We start from the raw sequence: 20,862 nt of genomic DNA on the forward strand, positions 1-20,862 counted from the left end.
GTGAAAAATATGGACGTTTATGAAACTCTGTATCAATTTTGTTTAGAATATGAAGTATTGTTAGATGATAAGAAAGTCCCATTATGGAAATTAAAAAAAGAAGATTTAGATAGTGTTGATTTAGATCTACCCTGGAATTCGATCAGAGATTTAGCAATCTATTTATATGAACTGAAAAAGAAGCAACAAAATTCCAAAGAACTTGTTAAGTGCGACATAGTCGAGATTTTGGTTGGAATTGCTTTGTTAAAGGCAGAAGAGGACTACATGAGACATGTTCATGAAGATACATGCCTAAGATATTTAAGCGAATTAATAACTGCAAGAATTAACTGTATCGCAAAATATTATTACATGATGAAAAAGCCCCACAATACTGATATATTTGACGAGATAATTCTAAAATTTCCACAAAAAAAGGATTTAAGAGCATCAAACATAAATGACCTAAGGTTGCTTATTGATAGGATCAGAGGTTATTTTGAATAACTTTTTTTACCTCTAAAATTATCTAAAAAATTATAAACTATTAAAATAAATTATTAAAAATATTTTGTATTTTTGTATTAAAAATAAGATTAGGGGTAAAATGAAAAAAATCAGCATATTAAAAAATTGCGTTGGCTGTGGAACGTGTGTGGTATTTTGTCCTAAAAAAGCAATAAAAACATATGGAGTTGCAATAATAAATAAAGAAAAGTGTGTGAATTGTGGAATTTGCGTAAAATATTGTCCAATTGACGCAATAAAAGTCGATACTACATTAACCAATGATCAATATTAATTCAATTTCAATATTTAAATGATCAATATTTAACAAGTGAAGTAAATAAAATAAAAAAGAGGTGAATTTAATGTATATTGGAAGATTTTTAGTCGTTGGAAAAACAAAGGAAGGAAAAGTTTTTGGAGCATATCGGGTCTCAAGCAGAAGTTTTCCAAATCGAGAAGCAAGAAAATTAAATGAAAACACAATTGCAATACTCCCAAAGGACTTAAATGAAATGTTTAAAAACCCATATATTACCTACAACTGCATAAAAGTCGTAAATAAGACAGTTGTTGTCTCTAATGGAATACATACTGATTTTATCGCTGAAAAACTACATTTTGGGAAAAGAGATGCTCTAACTTATGTATTGGCAGTTATGGATTATGAAAAAGATGAGTATAATACTCCAAGAATCGGAGCAGTTTTAGATAAAGAGGAATGTTATTTAGGATACGTCTCTTGTGAAGATATTCGAGTAAAAAAAGTAAATTTAAAAAACGGAAAGGGATATTATTTAGGAGTTTATAACGCATGCAGTATAGATGAAAGCCAGGAAATTGAAATTGAAGGAGAAACTGCTGAAGAGATAGCAGATTACATACTAAATTATAAAGAATTTGAGTATCCAGTAGCATGTGCAGTTGCAATTATTGAAGATGAAGACATCTCTTTGGCTATAAAAAATAAGAATTAGAAAGTGATAATTAAAAAATAATAAAATAATATCTTCTATGGATAAATCTATCTAAAAACATCCTCTTCCTTTGGTCTAATTAAATCTTTTCCATTTCCTTGTCCAAAAGGAACTCTCGAACCTCTAATTATCACAACTGGGATTCCTTCATCTGCCTCTCCCATTACAACATTTGCCATACTCGCCAGTTCATCTGCTATTGCAACCTCTGTTGTTTTTAAGTCCCTGCCAAATAGGTCTTTCTCCCCCTTTCTATCCCATAAAGCAATGATTCCGCTAACACCTATTGCGATTCCAACAGCTCCCTTTCTAAATGGTCTACCTACACTATCTGATATTATCACTCCAATTTTCTTTCCGGTTAGTTTTTCAATTTCTTTTCTAATTTTTTCAGCACTTTTATCTGGGTCTCTTGGTAGAACTTTTATACCCCCATACACGTTGCTCTCATCTACACCACTGTTAGCACATACAAAGCCATGTTTTGTTTCAGTTATAATAAAGTTTTTTCCAACTTTAACTATCTCCTTTGCTTCATCTAAAATAACCTGCACAACTTTAGGATCTTTTCCCGTCTTTTTAGCCAATTCAATGGCCTTCTGCGATGGAATAATCTTATCCCTATCTACAACCCCTCCCTCTAATTTTGAGACCAATGTCTCTGCAATAACAATCACATCTCCGTCTTTAATTGGATACTGGGCAATTAACTCAGATAAGTTTATCTTTTCATTACCTTTAAAGATTGGGAGTTCTAATCCAATAACTTCAACCTTTTTCTTTTCTTTTATGCCGATTGATGACAATTTCATCACCTAAAAACTTTTTTTACTTTTAATATTTTTTAGATAATCTTACATTTATTTTTATTTTTTAATTTTATAGTGTTTCTAATTATTAACAATACTTCCAAAAATATATATTTATAGATATAAAACGTCTCGAAAAAATTAGAAAAATTTATTTATTATGTTGAAGAAAGTAAACTTTTAAAATCCAGAAAATTTTAATAATCTGTAAAAATTGTGTAATAATGATGATTAAATTGTTCTTAATAATTTGATATTTTTGTTATTTTAGATCGGTGGGACTATGGTTAATGTTGAAAGAATAAGCATATCTTTTCCAAAATTTTTATTAAAAGAGATCGATGAAGTCGTTAATAAAAAAGGATATTCAAGTAGAAGTGAGCTCATTAGAGATGCAGTTAGGAAACATATCCTCGAAAACAACCCATTAAATAAGAACGAAAAAGTTAGTGGAATTATAATTGTAGTTTATGATCCAACAAAAGAGGCCTTAGAAAAAATGAGTAAACTTTATTTTGAATACAACCATATTGTAAAATCCCTAAATCAGGCCTACGTAACAACATCGTGCGGAAAAAACGCAAAAGTTGAGATTTTTGTAGTAGAAGGACACTCTTCAGATATTTCAAATTTTTACGAAGAGATAGAAAAAATAAATGGGAAAATATACGATAAAGTTATTATCTTTTAAACTTTTAAAAATTTTAAAAAATTTTAAATACAAGTTTATAAATAAAATTATTTTAAATAAATAAAATAAATAAAATAAATAGAAGCGTTGTATAGTTAAGGGGATAAAATGCTCTCAAAACTTCTAAAAATTATTAAAGGGGAGAAAGATAAGCCATTGGGTAAAAATGTCGAAGATACTTGGGGACCTACAATAGATTATGACCGATGCAAAAACTGTGCAAGTTGCTATAATTTTTGTAAATATGGTGTTTATGCAATAGAAAACGGAAGGGTTGTTGTAAAAAACAAATCAAACTGTATCGAAGGATGTTCTCTATGCTTAGATGTGTGTAGATACGGTGCATTATCATTTCCGGATCATAAAACATAATATAAAGCAACCAAATATATAAATATAATAACAAAATAGAAACTAAATATTACTCATAATAAATTTTTCATAAAAATTATATCAACAACATACAAATGTGGGGGCAAATTTTGATCGCATCCAAAATCCAGAGATCTCAAAAACCTATATATACTTCAAAAAATAAATCAAGTAAATGTTAAAAATGTCAAAATAAAAAAATCAAGGGTGAAATAATGAAATTTGAACCAAGACCTACAAAAATGTTCTGCTTCCAATGTCAAGAGGCAGCAAGAAACGAAGGTTGTACTGTAAAAGGTGTCTGTGGAAAAGATGATATTGTAGCAAACCTCCAAGATCTATTAATTTATACTATAAAAGGTTTATGCTACGTCTGTGATAAAGGCAATTACTTAGATGATGAAGTTATGGACTACATTCCAAAGGCATTATTTGTAACAATAACTAACGTCAATTTTGATGATAAAGATGTAATCGACTGGATAAAGAAAGGAGTCGCTTTAAGAGAGAAAATTATAGAAAAAACTAATTTAAATAAAGAAGAACTTCCTCACTGTGCTACTTGGACTTACGAAACCGACGAAGATTTAATAAATTTAGCTAATACAAAGGAAGTTAGCGTCTTAGCAGAGGATAATGAGGACATAAGATCTTTAAAAGAACTTATAACCTATGGAATTAAGGGAATAGGAGCTTATCTAAGCCATGCCATGCATCTCGGCTACAACAATGAAGAAATCCATAAATTTATAGTTAAAGCATTCACTAAAATCGTTGATAGCAAAGATGCTGATGAATTATTTAATTTAGCAATGGAGACAGGAAAACATGCTGTTGAGACATTGGCATTATTAGATAAGGCAAACACTGAAACCTATGGACATCCAGAGATAACAGAGGTTAATTTGGGAGTTAGAGATAGGCCAGGAATTTTAATAAGTGGGCATGATTTAAAGGACTTGGAGGAGTTGTTAGAGCAAAGTAAAGATGCAGGAGTTGATATTTACACCCATTGTGAGATGTTGCCAGCCCACTACTATCCATTCTTTAAAAAGTATGATCACTTTGTAGGAAACTATGGTGGCTCATGGCCATTCCAAAGAGAGGAGTTTGAGAAATTCAACGGCCCAATAGTGATGACAACAAACTGTTTAGTCCCACCAAAGGACTCATACAAGGATAGGGTTTATGTAACCAACGAAGTTGGCTATCCTGGCTTAAAGAGAATCCCTGTAAAAGAGGATGGAACTAAGGACTTTTCAGAGGTTATAGAGCACGCTAAAAAATGCAAGCCACCAACACCACTCGAAAATGGAAAGATCGTTGGAGGATTCGCTCACAACCAAGTTTTAGCACTGGCGGATAAAGTAATTGAGGCAGTTAAAAGTGGAAAAATAAGAAAATTCGTTGTAATGGCTGGATGTGATGGAAGGCATAAAACAAGAGAGTACTATACTGAATTTGCCAAGAAACTTCCTAAAGATACAGTTATATTAACATGTGGATGTGCAAAATATAGATTTATCAAATTAGGGCTTGGAGACATTGATGGAATTCCAAGAGTGTTAGATGCTGGGCAGTGTAATGATAGTTATTCATTAGTTAAAATTGCATTGGCTTTAAAAGATGCATTTGGCTTAAATGATGTAAATGAGCTTCCAATCGCTTATAATATCTCCTGGTATGAGCAAAAAGCAGTTACCGTATTATTGGCCTTGCTTTACTTAGGAGTTAAGGATATTGTATTAGGTCCAACATTACCAGCATTCTTATCTCCAAATGTAGCAAAGGTCTTGGTTGAGAAGTTTGGAATCTCAACGATCTCAACAGTTGATGAAGATATTAAGAGATTAGTTGGGTAAATATAATATAAAATCAAAGATAACCTTTAATTTTTAAATTTTTAATTTTATCTTTTATATTTTGGATTTTTTTATTTTTTATAAGATTATAAATCAGCAAAATTAATTAATTGGATTAGTAAATTAAGTTAAAATTCAATTGCACTTGTATATAGGTGATTAGATGATAGAAAAGGTTTATGAGTTTAAAAAAGATGCTAAAACAAAGGTTGTTGAAAAAATTGTCAATACTGAACATGTTCAGATCAATCATATTGTCTTACCAAAAGGAGAGCAGATGCCAAAGCATTACTCAAACTCCTACGTTCATTTAATAATAATTAAAGGAGAAATGACTCTAACCTTAGAAGATCAAGAACCACACAACTACAAAGAAGGAAATATTGTTTATGTTCCATTTAATGTAAAGATGTTGATCCAAAACTTAAATTCAGATGTTTTAGAATTTTTTGTTATAAAAGCCCCTCATCCAAGAAAGTTAAATGCTCCAGAAGAGGCAATTAAATGTGAATAGGTGAAATTATGAAGGAAGCAAAGAAAGATGTTGATATAAAAGAGAATCTAACTAAAATATTGGAGAACAAGATAAAAATAATGATACTTTCTAAATTTAGGTCTATTGATGAGTATAATAAAGAGATCTTTAAAGATCTATCGGATGAGGAGATGAAAAACTTAGAAATCTTGTATGAGAAATATCTTATCCACTTTAATGAGAAACCAAACATAAAGACAGAAGTTAATATAGATGAAGATATTCTCAAACTACTAAAAGAAACCATAGATATGGAGAGATCATTGGCTAAGAAATTGGGACCCAATTTTGGTATTAGACAAGCGGTTATTCATGCGTTATCTGATGATGAGAGATTATACTACTATTTAAACAAAGAAAAATAAAAATTATAAAAGCATTGAAATGTAAAGGATAATGAATATTAAAAAACTTTTTTAAGTAATTTTCAATTATAACTTTTATCGATTAACCAAAATAATAATTTAAACCAAAACAATTTAAACCATACATGGAAATATCAAATATTAAAAATTAAAAACTAAACATACAAAAATATAAAAATGAAGATATTTAAGCGATAGGGGAAAGTATGATAGATGCTCACACTCACTTGGATGTTAGGAGCTTTGAAGATTTGGAGAAGATGGCTTTGAGTGGCATTGAGACGATTATAACCTGCGCTCACGATCCATACAAGATGAGTGTTCCAGAGGTGTATTTAGATCACTGGGATCGGTTGATTAATTTAGAGGTTAAAAGAGGAAAAATGGCTAATGTTGAAGTTAAAGTGGCAGTTGGAGTTCATCCTATGGGTTATCCAAAGAATTGGAATGTTTTAATAAAAAAACTGCCTGAATTTTTGGAAAATGAGAATGTTGTAGCTATCGGAGAGACGGGATTGCATTATCTAAATGAAGATGAAAAAAATCTTTTAAAAGAGCAGTTATACTTAGCAAAAGATCTCAATATGCCTATTATAGTTCATACTCCTGAGAAGAACAAAAAAGAGGCATTAATTGAAATTTTAAAAATTTTAGATGAAGTTAAAATAAAGGATGAGTTGGTTATGATCGATCACATAAATAAAGAGACAGTTGATTTAATCGATAGGGATGTTTATATCGGCTTAACTGTTCAACCATCAATGAAATTAACTCATGAAGAGGCAGGAGAAATAATTAAAAATTATGACAAAAAATTTATTTTAAGCAGTGATTTAGGAAGTTTGAAGGCGGATATATATGCTTTACCAAGAACTAAGTTGTATATGAAAAAGATCGGCGTTGATGAAGATAAAATTATTGCCTCAACATATAAAAATGCAAAAATGTTTTATAAACTCTAACTCTTTCCAGTAATGTAGTTGAATATTTTGTCAGTATCTATATTTTCATCATCTCTGTCTATCTTGTATTTTTTAAAGTATCGAATTACATTTTCAATATCTCTTTTTAAGTAAAATTCTGCCTCAGGATGGAATTTAGAAACCGCCTGTGGCCAATCTATTATCACAAAGTCCTCTCCATCAAAGAGTATATTAAATTCACTTAAATCTCCATGGATATACCCTAATTCATAAGCTTTTTTAACTTCATCTATTATCTTCCAAAATAGTTCTTTTATTTCATCTCTACTCATGAATTTAGATAAGTCGATTCGCTTTAACTCCTCTCCCACGACTTTTCCCATAATTATCGCATGTCTATTCCAGTGTATTGGCTCTGGAACTTTAACTATTGGAAAAAGTTCATTCAAAATTTCAAACTCTCTTTCGGCACTTAACCGCGAAACATAGAGCCAACTTATATGATGTTTATCCGCTATGTACTCCCTATATCTCTTTCCTCTTGTAAAACACGTCCTTCCATGCTTATGGAATTTTAACACTGCTTCTCTTCCATCTTCTAACAATACACTATATACATCTCCTTCTTTTCCAACCCCTAATTTATTCCCTACTGCTTTTAAAATTCCTTTTTTAACAAATGCATTTATTGCAAGGGCATCATAACCCCCCATTGAAACGGCATAACCATACGTACTCCTAACTACAAATTCAAATTTATTTAATCGCTTTAATCTATATAAAACATCTTTTTCTGGCATTTTTGCCTTTCTAACAATCTCCTCCAGAGGAACCCATTCATAATGCCTCATGGATATTTCTATTATTTTCAATATCTTAAAATCATCATCCTGAGCTTCTTTTAATCTCTCAATTAGTTTTTTAATTATGGTAATCCCCTCCATCTTTAAACTATTTGTATATTTTATTTTTTATGTTTATATTATAAAGGTTGTTTGTTATAAATGGATTTATTGTTTTTATATTTTGTTTTTATATTATTTTTTATACCTTACAATCTGTTGGGCTATTTTTTAGTGTTAGTTATTGCTCTTATGCGTATTATTTTTTATTTTTTTATTTTTGTTTATTTTGTCCAAGTTTTTACTAAATTTTAAGATCATTCAAAATCATGAAAAACCTCACTATTCTCATTAATAATTAGAATATCCTTAATAGAAATAATAAGAAATCTATAAAAATTAGGGAAATAATAAGAAATCTATAAAAATTAGGGAAATAAAATGATATGAGGTTGCATAGAATGCCTCCAAAAATCATAAAAATATACGATCTTGATAAAGAAAAACGAAAAAAGGTGTTAAACTTTTTAAAAAAAGAAATCTTAGATGGAAAAATAATAATTTGTGGAACTGATACTCTATATGGTATCTCGGCAAATGCTTTAAATGAAAATGCAGTTAAAAAAATATATCAAATAAAAAAAAGGGACTATAACAAACCATTATCAATATGTTTAAAAGATATTAATGAAATTAAAAAATATGCATATGTTAATGAATTGGCAGAGAAAATTATTAAACATTTTCTTCCTGGACCAATAACGATAATATTGAAAAAGAAATCAAATATTCCTAATCTTGTTTCTAAAGAATATATTGGGATTAGAATTCCAGATGAGGAGATTATTAGAGAGTTAGCAATAGTTCCATTAACAACCACTTCTGCAAATATTTCAGGAGGAAAAGACCCTACCTGTGTGGAAGAGATCGATGGAGAAATAATAAAAAATGTTGATTATGTTATAGACATTGGAAAATGTAAGTATTCAAAACCATCTACAATAATTAAGATAAAAGACAGTTCTATAACCCTCATAAGAGAAGGGGCAGTTCCATTTTCAGAGATCTTGGCTTCGATCGAAAATAAAAAAATATAAAAAAATGAAATAAAAAAATAGATAATAATTTTGGAATCATAACAACACCAAAAAGCAAACACATCAAATTGTGGGGGAGGGGTATGAAAGACAAAAGTGGAAATTGGATAAACAATATAATAGACGATTTAAACAATCGTAAATTATTGGAAACTGAGTTGATATTAAACGAAGTTGTAAATAAAATCAACGATCTTGTATTGGAAATAAATAATTACGTTTCAGAGATTCACTATGGATTAAAACTAACTAACGAAAAAATAAACCTCTCAATTTCTGAATTAAACGAACTTGAAAATAAATTAAGAGAATATCTTCTGTTTGTGGAAGAGATGAGGAGATCTATGGATCACACCAATGAAGAACTTAACAATGTAAAAAATGAGATGATGGAATTAAAACATTCGTTAGAAGAGTCGACATTTAGAATAAACAACAGATACAACATATTAGAACATGCATTAAATCAAAATAACAAGAAGATTGAAGGAATTATATCAAATATTCGATCTCTGTCTAAAACTCACGAAGAGGTTATAAACTCAATAAACTCAACAAAACGTCTTTTGTATATTGCAATTGCAATCTCTCTACTAAATATTATCATATTTTCTGTAAAAAGTTCTGGCTTTCTTTAAATTTCTGTAAAACTAACTCCTTTTTCTAAAAATATCTTTTTAATTTCATCTAAAAGTTCATCATAACTGTATACTTTATCTAAATTTAGATTTTCTTCAAGTAATTTTCCTGCATCATCATCTCTCATATTTTCTATTTGAAAAATCACAGATCCATCCAAAATCATAGGATTTTTGAGTATTTCATCCTCATCTCCATCTACAATACCCACCACTCTTATTCCAAACCTTGCTAAAATATCTCCGCAGATCGTTGTAGTGTCATCTCCGATAGTTATTACTGCAACAATATCCTTATCTTTTATTTTCTCAATAACGTCCTCTCCTGCATGATTTATTAAAATTACATTTCCATTTTCAACTTTTCTATTTTTAAATTTGGGTTTTGTTGGATGTCTTCTTAAAATTCCTGTCTTTATAACTGCCTTTTTTAGATCCACATTTTCCAGTTTTTCAACACCGCCCTCTTTTAACTTTCCTCCCAAAATATCAACTAATTTTCCGTTTTCAGCTACTAAAATAACATCTTTACTTTCTGATTTCCCAACAACTACTCCGTTAACCAATATTGCCTCTCCAACATCAACCCCATGAACTTTTCTAAAAATCTTTCCATTTTCTTCCCAAACATCCAATCCATTACTTATGCATCTCTCAATTTTTAAATTCAATTTTTCAGAGAGAAATTTAGCAATCTTTTCAACATTTTTCGAACTTTTATTCCAAATTATAATTGTTCCATCTTTATCTCCAGGTCTTTCAATCTGTATTATTGGTCTGTCTATCTCCGCTCGTTCAACCACTATTCTTCCAAACGTATGTCCTGTAATTTTTGATTTTCCATAATTAGCCAGCACTAAAACATCACAGTTCGAAAGTTTTTTTAATGATTGGGAAGGCATTAACTTCTCGGATATATCAATAACATCTTGCAAATCATTATCTATAACCGCAACTCTTCCCATGGTGCCTCCCAACTTAGCCCTAACTTCTCCAAAATTTTTTAGCAAATTTATAATTTTTATAGCGTATCCACTATCTACAATCTCAGGGCCGTGAATAACAACGCCAATTTTCATAATATCCCACTAACACTTTGTATTCAAAAATGTGGACTGAATCGTCATTTCTCATTTAGTATTTTATTATTTATCCCCTAAGATCTTTTTTAAGTTAATTGAAAGGAGAGAACAGATTTTATTTATCTGTTCTTCTGATATTTCAATCTTTTTCTGTAAAAGTTTAGAGACATCTATCTCCACATATTCTCCTACATCTCTTGGGTGGATGGGAGACACTTCGTTGAATACAGAAAATACTGGACAAAAATCATGACAATATAAGCAATAAACGCATTTCTCTGCATTGATTTTTGGAATTTTATCTTTTACATAGTTTTCAGTTATTTTAATTGGCTCTATTGGGATCATCTCTATCGCTTTGGTTGGGCAAACATTAGCACATCCTTCACATCCAATACATAACTCTTCAATAACTGTTTTTGGTAATTTAATAGTTCCGCTCAGTATTGCGTTTCTTAACTCTATATCCGTGTATCTTCCACTCCCAAATATTATTCTTTCTAAGTTCTCATATATTCCAGTTAAAAATATCTTAGCAAAACTTCTTAGTTCTTCCAATGTGATCCCCCTTCGTCAGTTTTCCAAACTCTATGGATGTATATTGCCTTAGTCGGGCATATATTATAACAAGCCGAGCAAAATTCACACTTCTCAACATCTATAACTCCAAAATCTATACAACTGTTTGGACATACCTTATTACACAAACCACACTTTATACAGAAGTCCATATCTGTCCTAATAAATGAATTTTCCCTATCCACAACTTTTTTATATCCGGTTGTATTTGGAATAACATCTCTTGGGCAGTGGATTGCACAGTTTTCACACGCTATACACTCATCAGTAAATATAATCTCTTTATTACTCCTATCAATAATTATTGCATCTTTTGGACATACGTTTGAGCAAGTTCCACATAAAATACAGTCCTCATCTTTTATTTTTTCAAATCTAACGTTAATTATTTCAATTGCATTTTTTGGACATGAAGATATGCAGATCTCACATAAAGAGCAACCACCTACAATTTGGTCTTTGTTGTTTTTTCTATCTTTATCTTTTCTTCTAACATCATTTGGACATATTTTAACACACTCCATACAACTCCAACATACATCTGGACTGAAATATAATTTTCCATTTTCAAATCTTAACGCACCGCTTGGGCATACTAAGGCACATAAACCACAATTTATACAGTAGTTTTTTGGTTTAACAGATTTGTCTTCTTTAATTTTTTTAATTTTGAAATTTTCAACTTTTAACGCATCATTTGGGCAAACCTCAACACATTTCAAACATAATACGCATTGATCAGATATAATGTTTCCGTTTTCAATGGCATTTTTTGGACATGCTTCTCCACATAAATTACAAGATGTGCATGCTTCAACATTATTAGGAAGTATAGTATCTCTTGGACATAGGTAGGCGCATCTTAAACATCCAACACATTTATCCTTGTCAATTTTTATAGAGGTTCTCTCAACTACTTCAACAACGTTTTTACTTTTTTCCTCTTTAAAAACTTTGATTTTCATTAGATTTTCTAAAACTTTTAAATATCTATCTGCTAATCCTTCTCTTTTCGTGTTTAATAGCTCATAGGAACTAACTCTTGCTCCGTAAGGGCAAACTTCAACACAGACACCACACATTGAACAAATTCCCATTGGAAATTTTTTTCCATCCCTTTCAACTATTCTTATAATATTTATCGGGCATACGTTTGCACAGATACCACAACCATTACATCTTCTCCTGTCTACGTAATAACCTCCAAATTTATTTTTTTTGATTGCTTTATTTGGACAGTTTCTTGCACATTCTCCACAAGTGAGACAAGAAAAGCTTTTATTATTTAGAAGAAATATTGCATCAGTTGGACATGCCTCCATACATTTAGATGTTTGAGAAAACGGGCATGTTTGACATTTTTCTTCAACTCTACACTTGTCCAATATGGTTATAATCATTTTTTCCCCTCTTTAACGTTAATTTAAACATTTAACATTTTTAGTTTAAGAAGGCATTTTATTTTAAATATAACTTCTTAATAACCCCAATCATTCATACATCAAGCTCTCTTACCCACAAATCTTTTTTCCAAATAATCTATTTCCTATTATAATACCAACTACTGCTGATACATAGGAGAATGAGATCGGCAGATTGTAATAAGGAAATGCTTTTAAAAAGTATGCAATAATAAGTGCTAAAACTAAATATGAAAGAAGATGTGTTATTTTGCCCCTAAATTTAGAACCCATCAAAATTCCAAAGAGGAGAGCAAGAATAGCAGGGTAGTAAGAAACAATTACCTCCATCATAGCCCGATCACCATAAAAACTATTTACAAATTTTAAAGTTAAAGATAAATTATAATCTTAAAACTTTTAAAAAACTTTAATTATAAATTATAAGTGTAATTATTCTAACTTCTCTTCTGATTTGCTAATCTTTTCTATAATAACCTTTTCACATGACAGAAGGAATGCAGCAGTTGATAAACCAGCTAAAACTTTTAACCCAACCACAATATTTAAATAAGGGATAATTCCAGCTGTAATAATATCCTTCGGAGCTGGAAATACTGGAATCCCATTTATTTGAGTAAAGTTAAAGAGATAATAACCTCCCATAAACATACCAGCAACACCGAGAAGCAAATAACCAAGAGCTCCTAATGCCTCCATTCTCTCTAAAAATTTGTGATCAAACCAGAGAGGGCTCTTAGATCCAAAGGCAATAATTGAAAGTATAAATCCTGAGGCAATTAATGCTCCTCCCTGAAATCCTCCTCCAGGAGTTATATGCCCTCCTAAAACTGTAAGAATCCCTAAAGCAACCATTAAAATACTCATAGGGTATGCTAAAAACTTGATAATTGGGGTATAATCCCCCCATCTCTGTAAGGTTATATAATCATCTGACTCAGGAGCGTGAAAGACCTCTTTTAGATAACTGTTATCATATAACGATTTTCCAAACACAATCCACGAAACCATAACCGCTACCACTAACACTAAACACTCTCCTAAGGTATCATATGCCCTCCAATCAAATATTATTGCACAAACATAATTCGGGACTATATAATGATTTAAATAAACAATATTAACTCCAGGATTAACGTGCATATTTGCCAAACTGTATAAAATGCTTGCTCCAAATATAAAGAATGAGATTGCCACTACTAAATCTCTCTTAGAACTCATACTACCACCTTGCTGTTAGATAAACGCAGAATGCAATTGCACCTAAAAACACAGATAGCCAGAAGAGTTGGTAATTTATCGCATTTGAATTTTCTTTCTTAAATTGGAATATTATTGGAAAAGTCGATAAAGAGAAAGCTAATGCAGATAATCCGAACAATGTCATTAACGTTTTTCCATAAACCCTTCCAATAATTAACGCTCCAAATATAAAGAGAAGATAAAGAGTAAATTCTCCTGTAAAAAATGCTCCAACAGTGATTCCATCCCCATGACCTTCTTTTTCTAAATCCTTCTGAAATTTGTTGTAATCCATAATTACCACCAGCATTTAAAGTTTAAGTAAAGTTTAATTTAATCTAACAATTGATTACAATTTAATTACGATTTATGTATAGATGAGATTTATTGCTTTGTTTATTGTCTCTAATTATCATTCATCTACTTTAAGCAGTAGTTAACTCCAATCTCTCTCGCATAATCCCAAAGATAATTAGTTATTAAACTTGGATCAAGACCAATTATAATACAGAGAGCAGTTAGCACAAACAAACTGAAAACGGCTAATTTTGGAACTTCTTTTCCTTGATATTCTTTTAAAGTTTCCTCATCCACCGGTTTCAAGTATATAAGGTAGAATGCCTTCATCATAGATACAAACGTTCCAATACTAACAATAATCATTATTATTGCAATTTCTGGCATGTTAACTTGCATAGCTGCCTCAGCTAACATCCATTTGCTTTGAAATCCGTTAAATGGAGGAACCCCACTTATAGCGAGTTTTGCACACAATACCATAAATGCAACATAAGGCATTAGTGGCAATAGCCCCCCCAATTTATGGAGATTACTTCCTCTTTTACAACTAACTATATACGCTCCTAAAAACAGAGCAGATTTATAAATAACGTGATTTATAGCGTGAAAGATACCTGCAACAATTCCCAAAGGAGTTCCGAGTGCTAAACCAGTGGCTACATATCCACCTTGGCTTATTGCGTGATATGCTAAAAGTTTCTTATAATCACTCTGCAACAATGCCATCACAACACCAAATACCATCGCTAAAACTCCCAGTGCAATTAAAACTGCATGTGCACTTGAAAAGTAGCTAAGCCCGTTAAATAATTTTAATATTATTAACATCAACCCAACTAAAACGAATTTTGAATACGTTTGGAGCATTGCTGAAATAAAACCCTTAGATCTTGCATAGAGATCGGCTTTAATATTGTGAAACGGTGGAAGACCAGAACCGTATGCCAATCCAACTATTAGAAGTAATAATCCTCCGTATACCATTGGATTGTCAGTTAATAAATGATGTTTCATATCTGAAATATTTAAAGTCCCTGTTGATGCCAACAAAAATGTTATTCCTAAAAGCATCAATGCCGCTGCTACACTACCAATTATCATATACCTCAAACCGGCCTTATATGCCTCCTCTGTTCCGGATAAAAATACTAACCCTGCTTGAACGATTGAAATAATCTCAAAAAAAACGTAAAGGTTGAATATATCATCCGCCAATACAATTGCTGAAATACTCGCAAAACCCATTAAAGAGAGAGTAACAAACATGTTATTCTTTAATTTCTCCCCCATTCCAGTGATCAATACGAGAGAGGCAATAAGAGATAGTGTAATTATAACTGCCTGTTTTGCAGGGTTGTATAGGTAGGCAATTCCAGAGATCCATCCATCAACAACACCATGCCCGCTAAAATAATAATAACCATACTCTCCTATAAAGGGTAGAGCAATTAAAATAATGGCTGTTGCAAAAGTTAAATATTTAACCGCCTTCTCTTTTCCATGAAGTAGGTTCATAATTATTGCCATGATCAGAGGAAACACTATTATCATCGGTAGAAAATTCATTGTCCCACCTAAATTACTTGATTAACAGGAATTGATATAGCAAGAAAAAATGTGTTTTTTTAGTCCTCTTTCAATATGACAGACCCTTTAAGTGTTTTATATTTTTTATACAGTATTATAGAGACACCAAGCATTACAGCAAGCATAGACGCTTCTATAACGATATTTGTTAAGACGAGTGCATGTGTTAGAGGATAAGCCGACTCCTTAGCAAAAACATTTAAAGGAACATTAGGAAGTTTTATTGGAATTGTTCCTCCATTGTATCCAATTGCTATTAAAGCTAAATTTACACCACTACCTAAGATCTCCAATGCAATGATTTTTTTTAAAACATTATCAACAAAAAATACCCCATATAATCCAATCACAACTAAAAGTCCAGAAGTTATGAAAGAGGCCATTTGAAAATCCATCCAACTCACCGATAATCTATCATTATCATTAATGACAAATTAGGATTAAAAGTATATAAACATTGCGTTGAAGAATACAAAACAATAATCAAACAAAAATCAGTGAAAAATGATCCACTTGCATACATAAACTATAACTACTTAAAAACAATAAAAATCTAAAAATAATAAAATTGATATTTATCCCTAAATTAATAATTTTAATCTAAATAACAATTAAAAGTTAAAAGTAATAATTTAAATTAAAATATTAAATTAAAATAAACAAAATCACAAAATTGAAGAATTAAAAAATAAAAAAAGAGAAGATTAAAAAAGATAAGTGGTGTGAAAATGAAGTTCGGAGTTTCATCGTTAGTTTTTTTACCAGAAAGCTTATCATCCTCATTAGAAAAAATAGCAGAACATAACTTTGATGTATGGGAAATCGTCTGTGAGGGAACCCACTACCTATCTCCTAAAAATATAAAGTATCTTTTAGAGGTAAAAGACAAGTACGATGTTGACGTTGTAGTTCATGCTCCATTTTCTGACTTAAATCCTGCATCTATGAACGAAAAAGTTAGAAAACTTACAATAGAGTGTATAAGAGATGCTATAGAAGGAGCTTTTGAACTCGATGCTGAAATTGTTGTAGTTCATCCCGGCTATATCCCAGAACTTTGGAGCAACTACAAAAGCGAAATATTGGACAACAACTTCTCAACTCTATCGGAAATAGTAGAGATAGCTGAGGATTATGGAATAAAAATTGGTTTAGAAAATATGCCAAATTTCAGAGGAGTTTTAGGGACAACTCCTGAATCACTACTTGACATTATAAAAGATATTGACTCCAAAAACTTAGGGATAACATTTGATATAGGACATGCAAACACAGTTGCCAATCCGTCTGAATTCGTCGAAAAACTCCACAAAATTGGAATTGGAATTATACACGTCCATATTCATGACAACAACGGCTATGAAGACGAACATTTAAGAATAGGAGAGGGGAATATAAACTTTATATCCGTTCTTGAAAAGCTAAAAGAAATTGACTATAAAGGAGTTTTAAGTATTGAAAATAAAAACATCAGAGATGCTGTAAAGAGCAAGGAGATTTTAAAGGAATATTTAGAAATTGTTAATGAAAAAGTGGCTGAGAAAAAGAAAATAGAGGGATAACATTTATAATAACCAATTTTATTAATTTTTATTTTTTATTCATTTATTTTTGGTGGTTTTATGACCATAGCTTTTGGGCCAGTTCCATCAAGAAGATTAGGAAAGAGTTTAGGTATAAATAACATTCCATGCAAGTTTTGCAGTTATGATTGCATATACTGCCAAGTTGGGAAAACAATAAATAAAACGACTGAAAGACGCAATTTTTATAATCCATATGATATATTCTCCTCTGTAAAGGAGAAAATAAACAAAATAATAAGTGAAAATGGGAAAAACAGTTTTGATTATCTTACATTTGTTGCTGATGGAGAACCCACCTTAGATATAAATATTACAAAAGAAGTAGAACTACTAAGAGAATTCGATATTCCAATAGCGATAATATCAAATTCCTCACTAATATGGAGAGAAGATGTAAAAAACGACTTATTAAATTTTGATTTAGTTTCTTTAAAAATCGACTCTACAGATTGTTCATTGTGGAAAAGAATAAACCGCCCTCATGAAAAACTATCATTGGAAACCATACTAAACGGAATACTTGAATTTAGAGATGATTATAGAGGAAAATTAATAACTGAAACCATGATCGTAGATATACAATATCCAGAAGAAGCGATAGAAAAAACAGCAGAATTTTTAAAAGAAGTTAACCCAGACAAATGTTATATAAATACTCCAATAAGGCCACCATCAGAAAAGATAACACCTCCAAAAAAAGAAATTCTATTAAAAATTATAGATGTATTTTCTAAAATAATTGGAAAAGAGAAAGTAATTCCACTAAGAGCATTTGAAGGAAGCGAATTTATACTATCAACAACCAATATAGAAGAAGAAATATTGGCAATAACATCAGTTCATCCAATAAGAGAAAAAGTTATTAAAGAACTTCTAACTAAAAAAAATATAACATATGAAACTATCGAAAAAATGGTAAAAGAAGGAAAGTTGATAAAACTAAACCACTGTGGAGAAACATTCTATATGAAAAATATTAAAAGTAGAAAACAATTCTAAAAACTTCTCTGGTGGACAATATGATTGTTGAAAAAGCAGAACACTACTTAGAACGAATAGAAAAAATTAATAAAAAAATAAATGCCCTTATAGAAGTAAACGCTGAAAGAGTATTAGAGGAAGCAAAAAAATTGGAAAAAGACGAAAAAGCTAAGAAAAAACCTCTATACGGAAAAGTTGTTGTAGTGAAAGCAAATATAAACGTTGATGGATACACAATCTCCTGCGCTTCAAAAACATTGGAAAACTATATCGCTCCTTACGATGCCACAGTTGTGCAGAAAATTAAAGAAAACGGAGGATTAATAATAGGAATTGCAAACATGGACGAATTTGCCTGTGGAAGTAGTGGAGAAACCTCCTACTATGGTGCTACAAAAAATCCAAAAGCAGAAGATAGGATCCCAGGAGGTAGTTCATCAGGAAGTGCAGCAGCCGTCTCCGCAGATCTATGCGACCTTGCATTAGGAAGCGACACAGGAGGAAGTATAAGAAACCCTGCCTCACACTGCGGAGTTGTTGGATTCAAGCCAAGCTATGGAGTTGTAAGTAGATACGGACTCTGCGATTTAGCAATGAGTTTTGATCAAATTGGGCCATTAACAAAAACAGCCGAAGATGCTTTACTATTAACAAATATCATCAAAGGAAAAGACCTAAAAGATACAACAACAGTAGAAACAAAGCCATTTGAAAAAAAAGACATTAAAGGATTTAAAGTAGGAGTTATCAAAGAATTTATGGACGTTGTGGATAAAAAAATAAGAGACAAGATTGAAACATCTATTGAGGTTTTTAAAGACATAGGTTGCGAGATCGTTGAATTAAACTACAAATACGTTGATTTAGCACTACCAACCTACTATCTAATCAACTACGTTGAGTTCTTCTCATCTACAAGAAGATACGATGGAAGAAGATATGGTTATAAAATAGAAGACGTTTGCGGAGAAGAAGTTTTAAGAAGAATAATGATCGGATCAATGATCAGTCAAAAAGAATACAGCGGAAAATATTACAAAAATGCTCTAAGAGCAAGAAATCTAATGAGAAACGAAATGATAAAAATTATGAAAGACGTTGACATTATTGTAGGAGCCACAGTTCCCAAACTACCGCACAAGTTAGGAGAGAAATTAACACCAATGGAAATGTATAGTTATGACGTTTTAACAGTTCCAGCAAACATTTGCGGTTTATGTGCAGGAGTTGTTCCTTGTGGAGAGATAAATGGAATCCCTATCGGACTACAAATCCAAGGAAAGCCATTTGACGATGAAAAAGTTCTAAATGCAATGATTGCATTCGAAAAAGCAGTAGAGTAATATTTATTAACACTAGTTACTTTGATGAATTTTTATTATTTTAATATTTTTAAGTATTAAGTTTTTAATCAGAATGAAAACATTTTTAAATTAGTAGTTAATTAAATAATTTATTATTTTCTATCCCAAAATAAAATAGGTGGGAATATGAGATATAATATACTTAGGATTAATAAAAAGATAATATACTTAGGATTAATTCTATTAGCAATGTTTTTATGTCAGAACGTTTTTGCAGAGGATAATAATGCTATAGAAATAACTGTAAAGAATATTAGTAGTGGGGAGATACTTTATCAAAAAATATTCCCAAAAGATGAAGCTTTTAGTGACTATCAAGTTATAAATGGATTTACAGTAAGCATACATTACAATCCAGATTATCCAGGCATGATATATAATGTACATCAAGGTAATAACTATTTTATTTTTAATGTATCTGGTGAGTTAAATTGGGGTTCTTATCAACAAAGTGGTGATATTGCATGTATTGTTGATGTAATACACTATGATTTCCCGCCACCATCAAATATAACCTCAAATACAACTACAACATCAACAACTTCAACAAAAGCCCCAATACCTTTAAATGTTTATTTAATCATAACTGCTTTCTTTACTTATATTTTATATAAAAAGTCAAAAACTTAATTTTTTATTTTAAAATCCAATTTAAAATCTTCTAAAATAACCATATCCTTTGTTGTAGTATAAAATAGAGTTATATTACTAATAAAATAAACCTATTCTAACAAATTCAATATTTCCATAAATTGATATATCACAGATGCATTAAGTTATGCAATTAATATCCAAGATCTGATTTTAATAAGTATAAAATTTAATATTTAAAAATTATAACTTTTTTCCTGATTCTATCACAAAACGTAGGTTATTTTACCTCTGAAACAGAAGTTGAGTTTATACCAGTAAAATTCTTTCCATCACAACCTGTGCTGATTTTAATTTATTCGAACCCCAACCAAATGGATCGTTTATTTTAAGTTTCCATCACGATCCGTGCTGATTTTAATGCTGTTGTCTCCAACGACTTTGACGGGGAACCCTTGTTTCCATCACGATCCGTGCTGATTTTAATCTTCCTTTTTAAATCACTTATTTTAATCTGTTCTATGTGTTT

Annotated in this window: 25 protein-coding genes and 1 CRISPR repeat array (1 of these 26 cut by a window edge); of the genes, 15 read left to right on the top strand and 10 right to left on the bottom strand. The window is 30.8% G+C overall.

The features are described from left to right. The first annotated feature begins 9 nt into the window (after window positions 1-9). The 3 genes from METVU_RS08370 to purO all read left to right on the top strand — a co-directional run bounded on the left by METVU_RS08370 (window position 10) and on the right by purO (window position 1,466). Window positions 10-489, top strand: coding sequence for a hypothetical protein (locus METVU_RS08370; protein ID WP_015733757.1), 480 nt, complete (start codon window positions 10-12; stop codon window positions 487-489). A 100-nt stretch (window positions 490-589) separates the two neighbouring features. Continuing rightward, a complete protein-coding gene (locus tag METVU_RS08375; protein WP_015733758.1) occupies window positions 590-784 on the top strand; it encodes a DUF362 domain-containing protein in 195 nt (64 codons plus the stop codon). A gap of 70 nt (window positions 785-854) precedes the next feature. Next, window positions 855-1,466 carry an IMP cyclohydrolase gene (gene purO / locus METVU_RS08380; RefSeq protein ID WP_015733759.1) on the top strand — a complete coding sequence of 204 codons (612 nt, stop codon included), beginning with the start codon at window positions 855-857 and terminating at the stop codon, window positions 1,464-1,466. Between the two features lie 47 nt (window positions 1,467-1,513). On the opposite strand, the gene METVU_RS08385 is transcribed toward purO, so the two are convergent. After that, the gene (locus tag METVU_RS08385; protein WP_015733760.1) at window positions 1,514-2,278 is read right to left on the bottom strand and encodes a coenzyme F420-0:L-glutamate ligase; all 765 of its coding nucleotides are present in this window, start codon (window positions 2,276-2,278) and stop codon (window positions 1,514-1,516) included. A 280-nt stretch (window positions 2,279-2,558) separates the two neighbouring features. On the opposite strand from METVU_RS08385, the gene METVU_RS08390 reads away from it, so the two are divergent. The 6 genes from METVU_RS08390 (at window position 2,559) to METVU_RS08415 (ending at window position 7,062) form a co-directional block, all read left to right on the top strand. Continuing rightward, the gene (locus METVU_RS08390; RefSeq protein WP_015733761.1) at window positions 2,559-2,966 is read left to right on the top strand and encodes a CopG family ribbon-helix-helix protein; all 408 of its coding nucleotides are present in this window, start codon (window positions 2,559-2,561) and stop codon (window positions 2,964-2,966) included. Between the two features lie 108 nt (window positions 2,967-3,074). Beyond that, a complete protein-coding gene (locus tag METVU_RS08395; RefSeq protein ID WP_048196956.1) occupies window positions 3,075-3,338 on the top strand; it encodes an ATP-binding protein in 264 nt (87 codons plus the stop codon). Between the two features lie 215 nt (window positions 3,339-3,553). After that, the gene (hcp, locus tag METVU_RS08400) at window positions 3,554-5,200 is read left to right on the top strand and encodes a hydroxylamine reductase (protein ID WP_015733762.1); all 1,647 of its coding nucleotides are present in this window, start codon (window positions 3,554-3,556) and stop codon (window positions 5,198-5,200) included. 163 nt (window positions 5,201-5,363) lie between these two features. Beyond that, window positions 5,364-5,714: a cupin domain-containing protein gene (locus METVU_RS08405; protein ID WP_015733763.1), complete on the top strand. Its 351-nt coding sequence runs from the start codon at window positions 5,364-5,366 to the stop codon at window positions 5,712-5,714. A gap of 8 nt (window positions 5,715-5,722) precedes the next feature. Further along, window positions 5,723-6,100, top strand: coding sequence for a hypothetical protein (locus METVU_RS08410; RefSeq protein WP_015733764.1), 378 nt, complete (start codon window positions 5,723-5,725; stop codon window positions 6,098-6,100). A 206-nt stretch (window positions 6,101-6,306) separates the two neighbouring features. Further along, window positions 6,307-7,062 carry a TatD family hydrolase gene (locus METVU_RS08415; RefSeq protein ID WP_015733765.1) on the top strand — a complete coding sequence of 252 codons (756 nt, stop codon included), beginning with the start codon at window positions 6,307-6,309 and terminating at the stop codon, window positions 7,060-7,062. On the opposite strand, the gene METVU_RS08420 is transcribed toward METVU_RS08415, so the two are convergent. After that, window positions 7,059-7,967 (bottom strand): serine/threonine-protein kinase RIO2, encoded by a 909-nt coding sequence (locus tag METVU_RS08420; protein ID WP_015733766.1) that lies wholly within the window; start codon window positions 7,965-7,967, stop codon window positions 7,059-7,061. The genes METVU_RS08415 and METVU_RS08420 overlap by 4 nt on opposite strands. Before the next feature lie 344 nt (window positions 7,968-8,311). Here METVU_RS08420 and METVU_RS08425 point away from each other — a divergent pair, with 344 nt between their 5' ends. Both METVU_RS08425 and METVU_RS08430 read left to right on the top strand, forming a co-directional pair. Further along, the gene (locus tag METVU_RS08425; RefSeq protein WP_153232546.1) at window positions 8,312-8,962 is read left to right on the top strand and encodes an L-threonylcarbamoyladenylate synthase; all 651 of its coding nucleotides are present in this window, start codon (window positions 8,312-8,314) and stop codon (window positions 8,960-8,962) included. An 83-nt stretch (window positions 8,963-9,045) separates the two neighbouring features. Next, window positions 9,046-9,600, top strand: coding sequence for a hypothetical protein (locus METVU_RS08430; RefSeq protein WP_015733768.1), 555 nt, complete (start codon window positions 9,046-9,048; stop codon window positions 9,598-9,600). Here METVU_RS08430 and METVU_RS08435 read toward each other — a convergent pair. The 8 genes from METVU_RS08435 to METVU_RS08470 all read right to left on the bottom strand — a co-directional run bounded on the left by METVU_RS08435 (window position 9,597) and on the right by METVU_RS08470 (window position 16,206). Beyond that, window positions 9,597-10,679 carry a DUF2117 family protein gene (locus METVU_RS08435; protein ID WP_015733769.1) on the bottom strand — a complete coding sequence of 361 codons (1,083 nt, stop codon included), beginning with the start codon at window positions 10,677-10,679 and terminating at the stop codon, window positions 9,597-9,599. The genes METVU_RS08430 and METVU_RS08435 overlap by 4 nt on opposite strands. Before the next feature lie 66 nt (window positions 10,680-10,745). Continuing rightward, entirely contained in the window at window positions 10,746-11,240 is a 495-nt protein-coding gene (locus tag METVU_RS08440) for a 4Fe-4S binding protein (RefSeq protein ID WP_015733770.1), read from the bottom strand. After that, entirely contained in the window at window positions 11,228-12,661 is a 1,434-nt protein-coding gene (locus tag METVU_RS08445) for a 4Fe-4S binding protein (protein WP_015733771.1), read from the bottom strand. Before METVU_RS08445 ends, METVU_RS08440 begins: the two co-directional genes overlap by 13 nt. A gap of 111 nt (window positions 12,662-12,772) precedes the next feature. Then, on the bottom strand, window positions 12,773-13,015 hold the full coding sequence (locus METVU_RS08450; RefSeq protein WP_048196958.1) for a hypothetical protein: 243 nt from the start codon (window positions 13,013-13,015) through the stop codon (window positions 12,773-12,775). 99 nt (window positions 13,016-13,114) lie between these two features. Further along, on the bottom strand, window positions 13,115-13,903 hold the full coding sequence (locus tag METVU_RS08455; protein WP_015733773.1) for a Na(+)/H(+) antiporter subunit B: 789 nt from the start codon (window positions 13,901-13,903) through the stop codon (window positions 13,115-13,117). Between the two features lies 1 nt (window position 13,904). Beyond that, window positions 13,905-14,219 (bottom strand): hypothetical protein, encoded by a 315-nt coding sequence (locus METVU_RS08460; protein ID WP_015733774.1) that lies wholly within the window; start codon window positions 14,217-14,219, stop codon window positions 13,905-13,907. Between the two features lie 125 nt (window positions 14,220-14,344). Continuing rightward, window positions 14,345-15,790: an energy conserving hydrogenase EhbF gene (ehbF, locus tag METVU_RS08465; RefSeq protein WP_015733775.1), complete on the bottom strand. Its 1,446-nt coding sequence runs from the start codon at window positions 15,788-15,790 to the stop codon at window positions 14,345-14,347. Between the two features lie 59 nt (window positions 15,791-15,849). Continuing rightward, the gene (locus METVU_RS08470) at window positions 15,850-16,206 is read right to left on the bottom strand and encodes a cation:proton antiporter subunit C (protein ID WP_048196959.1); all 357 of its coding nucleotides are present in this window, start codon (window positions 16,204-16,206) and stop codon (window positions 15,850-15,852) included. A 333-nt stretch (window positions 16,207-16,539) separates the two neighbouring features. On the opposite strand from METVU_RS08470, the gene METVU_RS08475 reads away from it, so the two are divergent. From METVU_RS08475 to METVU_RS08490, 4 genes are all read left to right on the top strand, one after another. Beyond that, on the top strand, window positions 16,540-17,373 hold the full coding sequence (locus METVU_RS08475; protein ID WP_015733777.1) for a sugar phosphate isomerase/epimerase family protein: 834 nt from the start codon (window positions 16,540-16,542) through the stop codon (window positions 17,371-17,373). A gap of 60 nt (window positions 17,374-17,433) precedes the next feature. Next, window positions 17,434-18,396 carry a radical SAM protein gene (locus tag METVU_RS08480; RefSeq protein ID WP_015733778.1) on the top strand — a complete coding sequence of 321 codons (963 nt, stop codon included), beginning with the start codon at window positions 17,434-17,436 and terminating at the stop codon, window positions 18,394-18,396. Between the two features lie 20 nt (window positions 18,397-18,416). After that, a complete protein-coding gene (gene gatA / locus METVU_RS08485) occupies window positions 18,417-19,721 on the top strand; it encodes an Asp-tRNA(Asn)/Glu-tRNA(Gln) amidotransferase subunit GatA (protein ID WP_015733779.1) in 1,305 nt (434 codons plus the stop codon). A gap of 147 nt (window positions 19,722-19,868) precedes the next feature. After that, the gene (locus METVU_RS08490; protein WP_015733780.1) at window positions 19,869-20,372 is read left to right on the top strand and encodes a hypothetical protein; all 504 of its coding nucleotides are present in this window, start codon (window positions 19,869-19,871) and stop codon (window positions 20,370-20,372) included. A 286-nt stretch (window positions 20,373-20,658) separates the two neighbouring features. Beyond that, a CRISPR array of direct repeats spans window positions 20,659-20,862; the repeat unit is 30 nt; unit sequence GTTTCCATCACGATCCGTGCTGATTTTAAT; it runs 781 nt beyond the window's last position.

The organism is Methanocaldococcus vulcanius M7, from assembly GCF_000024625.1.
GTDB lineage: Archaea > AGJL01 > Methanococci > Methanococcales > Methanocaldococcaceae > Methanocaldococcus > Methanocaldococcus vulcanius.

What these genes read in the sequence shown, in the direction of transcription:
- METVU_RS08370 (WP_015733757.1), top strand. Translation starts at nt 10, where the DNA reads ATGGACGTTTATGAAACTCTGTATCAATTTTGTTTAGAATATGAAGTA.
- METVU_RS08375 (WP_015733758.1), top strand. Translation starts at nt 590, where the DNA reads ATGAAAAAAATCAGCATATTAAAAAATTGCGTTGGCTGTGGAACGTGT.
- purO (WP_015733759.1), top strand. Translation starts at nt 855, where the DNA reads ATGTATATTGGAAGATTTTTAGTCGTTGGAAAAACAAAGGAAGGAAAA.
- METVU_RS08385 (WP_015733760.1), bottom strand. Translation starts at nt 2,278, where the DNA reads ATGAAATTGTCATCAATCGGCATAAAAGAAAAGAAAAAGGTTGAAGTT.
- METVU_RS08390 (WP_015733761.1), top strand. Translation starts at nt 2,559, where the DNA reads ATGGTTAATGTTGAAAGAATAAGCATATCTTTTCCAAAATTTTTATTA.
- METVU_RS08395 (WP_048196956.1), top strand. Translation starts at nt 3,075, where the DNA reads ATGCTCTCAAAACTTCTAAAAATTATTAAAGGGGAGAAAGATAAGCCA.
- hcp (WP_015733762.1), top strand. Translation starts at nt 3,554, where the DNA reads ATGAAATTTGAACCAAGACCTACAAAAATGTTCTGCTTCCAATGTCAA.
- METVU_RS08405 (WP_015733763.1), top strand. Translation starts at nt 5,364, where the DNA reads ATGATAGAAAAGGTTTATGAGTTTAAAAAAGATGCTAAAACAAAGGTT.
- METVU_RS08410 (WP_015733764.1), top strand. Translation starts at nt 5,723, where the DNA reads ATGAAGGAAGCAAAGAAAGATGTTGATATAAAAGAGAATCTAACTAAA.
- METVU_RS08415 (WP_015733765.1), top strand. Translation starts at nt 6,307, where the DNA reads ATGATAGATGCTCACACTCACTTGGATGTTAGGAGCTTTGAAGATTTG.
- METVU_RS08420 (WP_015733766.1), bottom strand. Translation starts at nt 7,967, where the DNA reads ATGGAGGGGATTACCATAATTAAAAAACTAATTGAGAGATTAAAAGAA.
- METVU_RS08425 (WP_153232546.1), top strand. Translation starts at nt 8,312, where the DNA reads ATGAGGTTGCATAGAATGCCTCCAAAAATCATAAAAATATACGATCTT.
- METVU_RS08430 (WP_015733768.1), top strand. Translation starts at nt 9,046, where the DNA reads ATGAAAGACAAAAGTGGAAATTGGATAAACAATATAATAGACGATTTA.
- METVU_RS08435 (WP_015733769.1), bottom strand. Translation starts at nt 10,679, where the DNA reads ATGAAAATTGGCGTTGTTATTCACGGCCCTGAGATTGTAGATAGTGGA.
- METVU_RS08445 (WP_015733771.1), bottom strand. Translation starts at nt 12,661, where the DNA reads ATGATTATAACCATATTGGACAAGTGTAGAGTTGAAGAAAAATGTCAA.
- METVU_RS08450 (WP_048196958.1), bottom strand. Translation starts at nt 13,015, where the DNA reads ATGATGGAGGTAATTGTTTCTTACTACCCTGCTATTCTTGCTCTCCTC.
- METVU_RS08455 (WP_015733773.1), bottom strand. Translation starts at nt 13,903, where the DNA reads ATGAGTTCTAAGAGAGATTTAGTAGTGGCAATCTCATTCTTTATATTT.
- METVU_RS08460 (WP_015733774.1), bottom strand. Translation starts at nt 14,219, where the DNA reads ATGGATTACAACAAATTTCAGAAGGATTTAGAAAAAGAAGGTCATGGG.
- ehbF (WP_015733775.1), bottom strand. Translation starts at nt 15,790, where the DNA reads ATGAATTTTCTACCGATGATAATAGTGTTTCCTCTGATCATGGCAATA.
- METVU_RS08470 (WP_048196959.1), bottom strand. Translation starts at nt 16,206, where the DNA reads ATGGATTTTCAAATGGCCTCTTTCATAACTTCTGGACTTTTAGTTGTG.
- METVU_RS08475 (WP_015733777.1), top strand. Translation starts at nt 16,540, where the DNA reads ATGAAGTTCGGAGTTTCATCGTTAGTTTTTTTACCAGAAAGCTTATCA.
- METVU_RS08480 (WP_015733778.1), top strand. Translation starts at nt 17,434, where the DNA reads ATGACCATAGCTTTTGGGCCAGTTCCATCAAGAAGATTAGGAAAGAGT.
- gatA (WP_015733779.1), top strand. Translation starts at nt 18,417, where the DNA reads ATGATTGTTGAAAAAGCAGAACACTACTTAGAACGAATAGAAAAAATT.
- METVU_RS08490 (WP_015733780.1), top strand. Translation starts at nt 19,869, where the DNA reads ATGAGATATAATATACTTAGGATTAATAAAAAGATAATATACTTAGGA.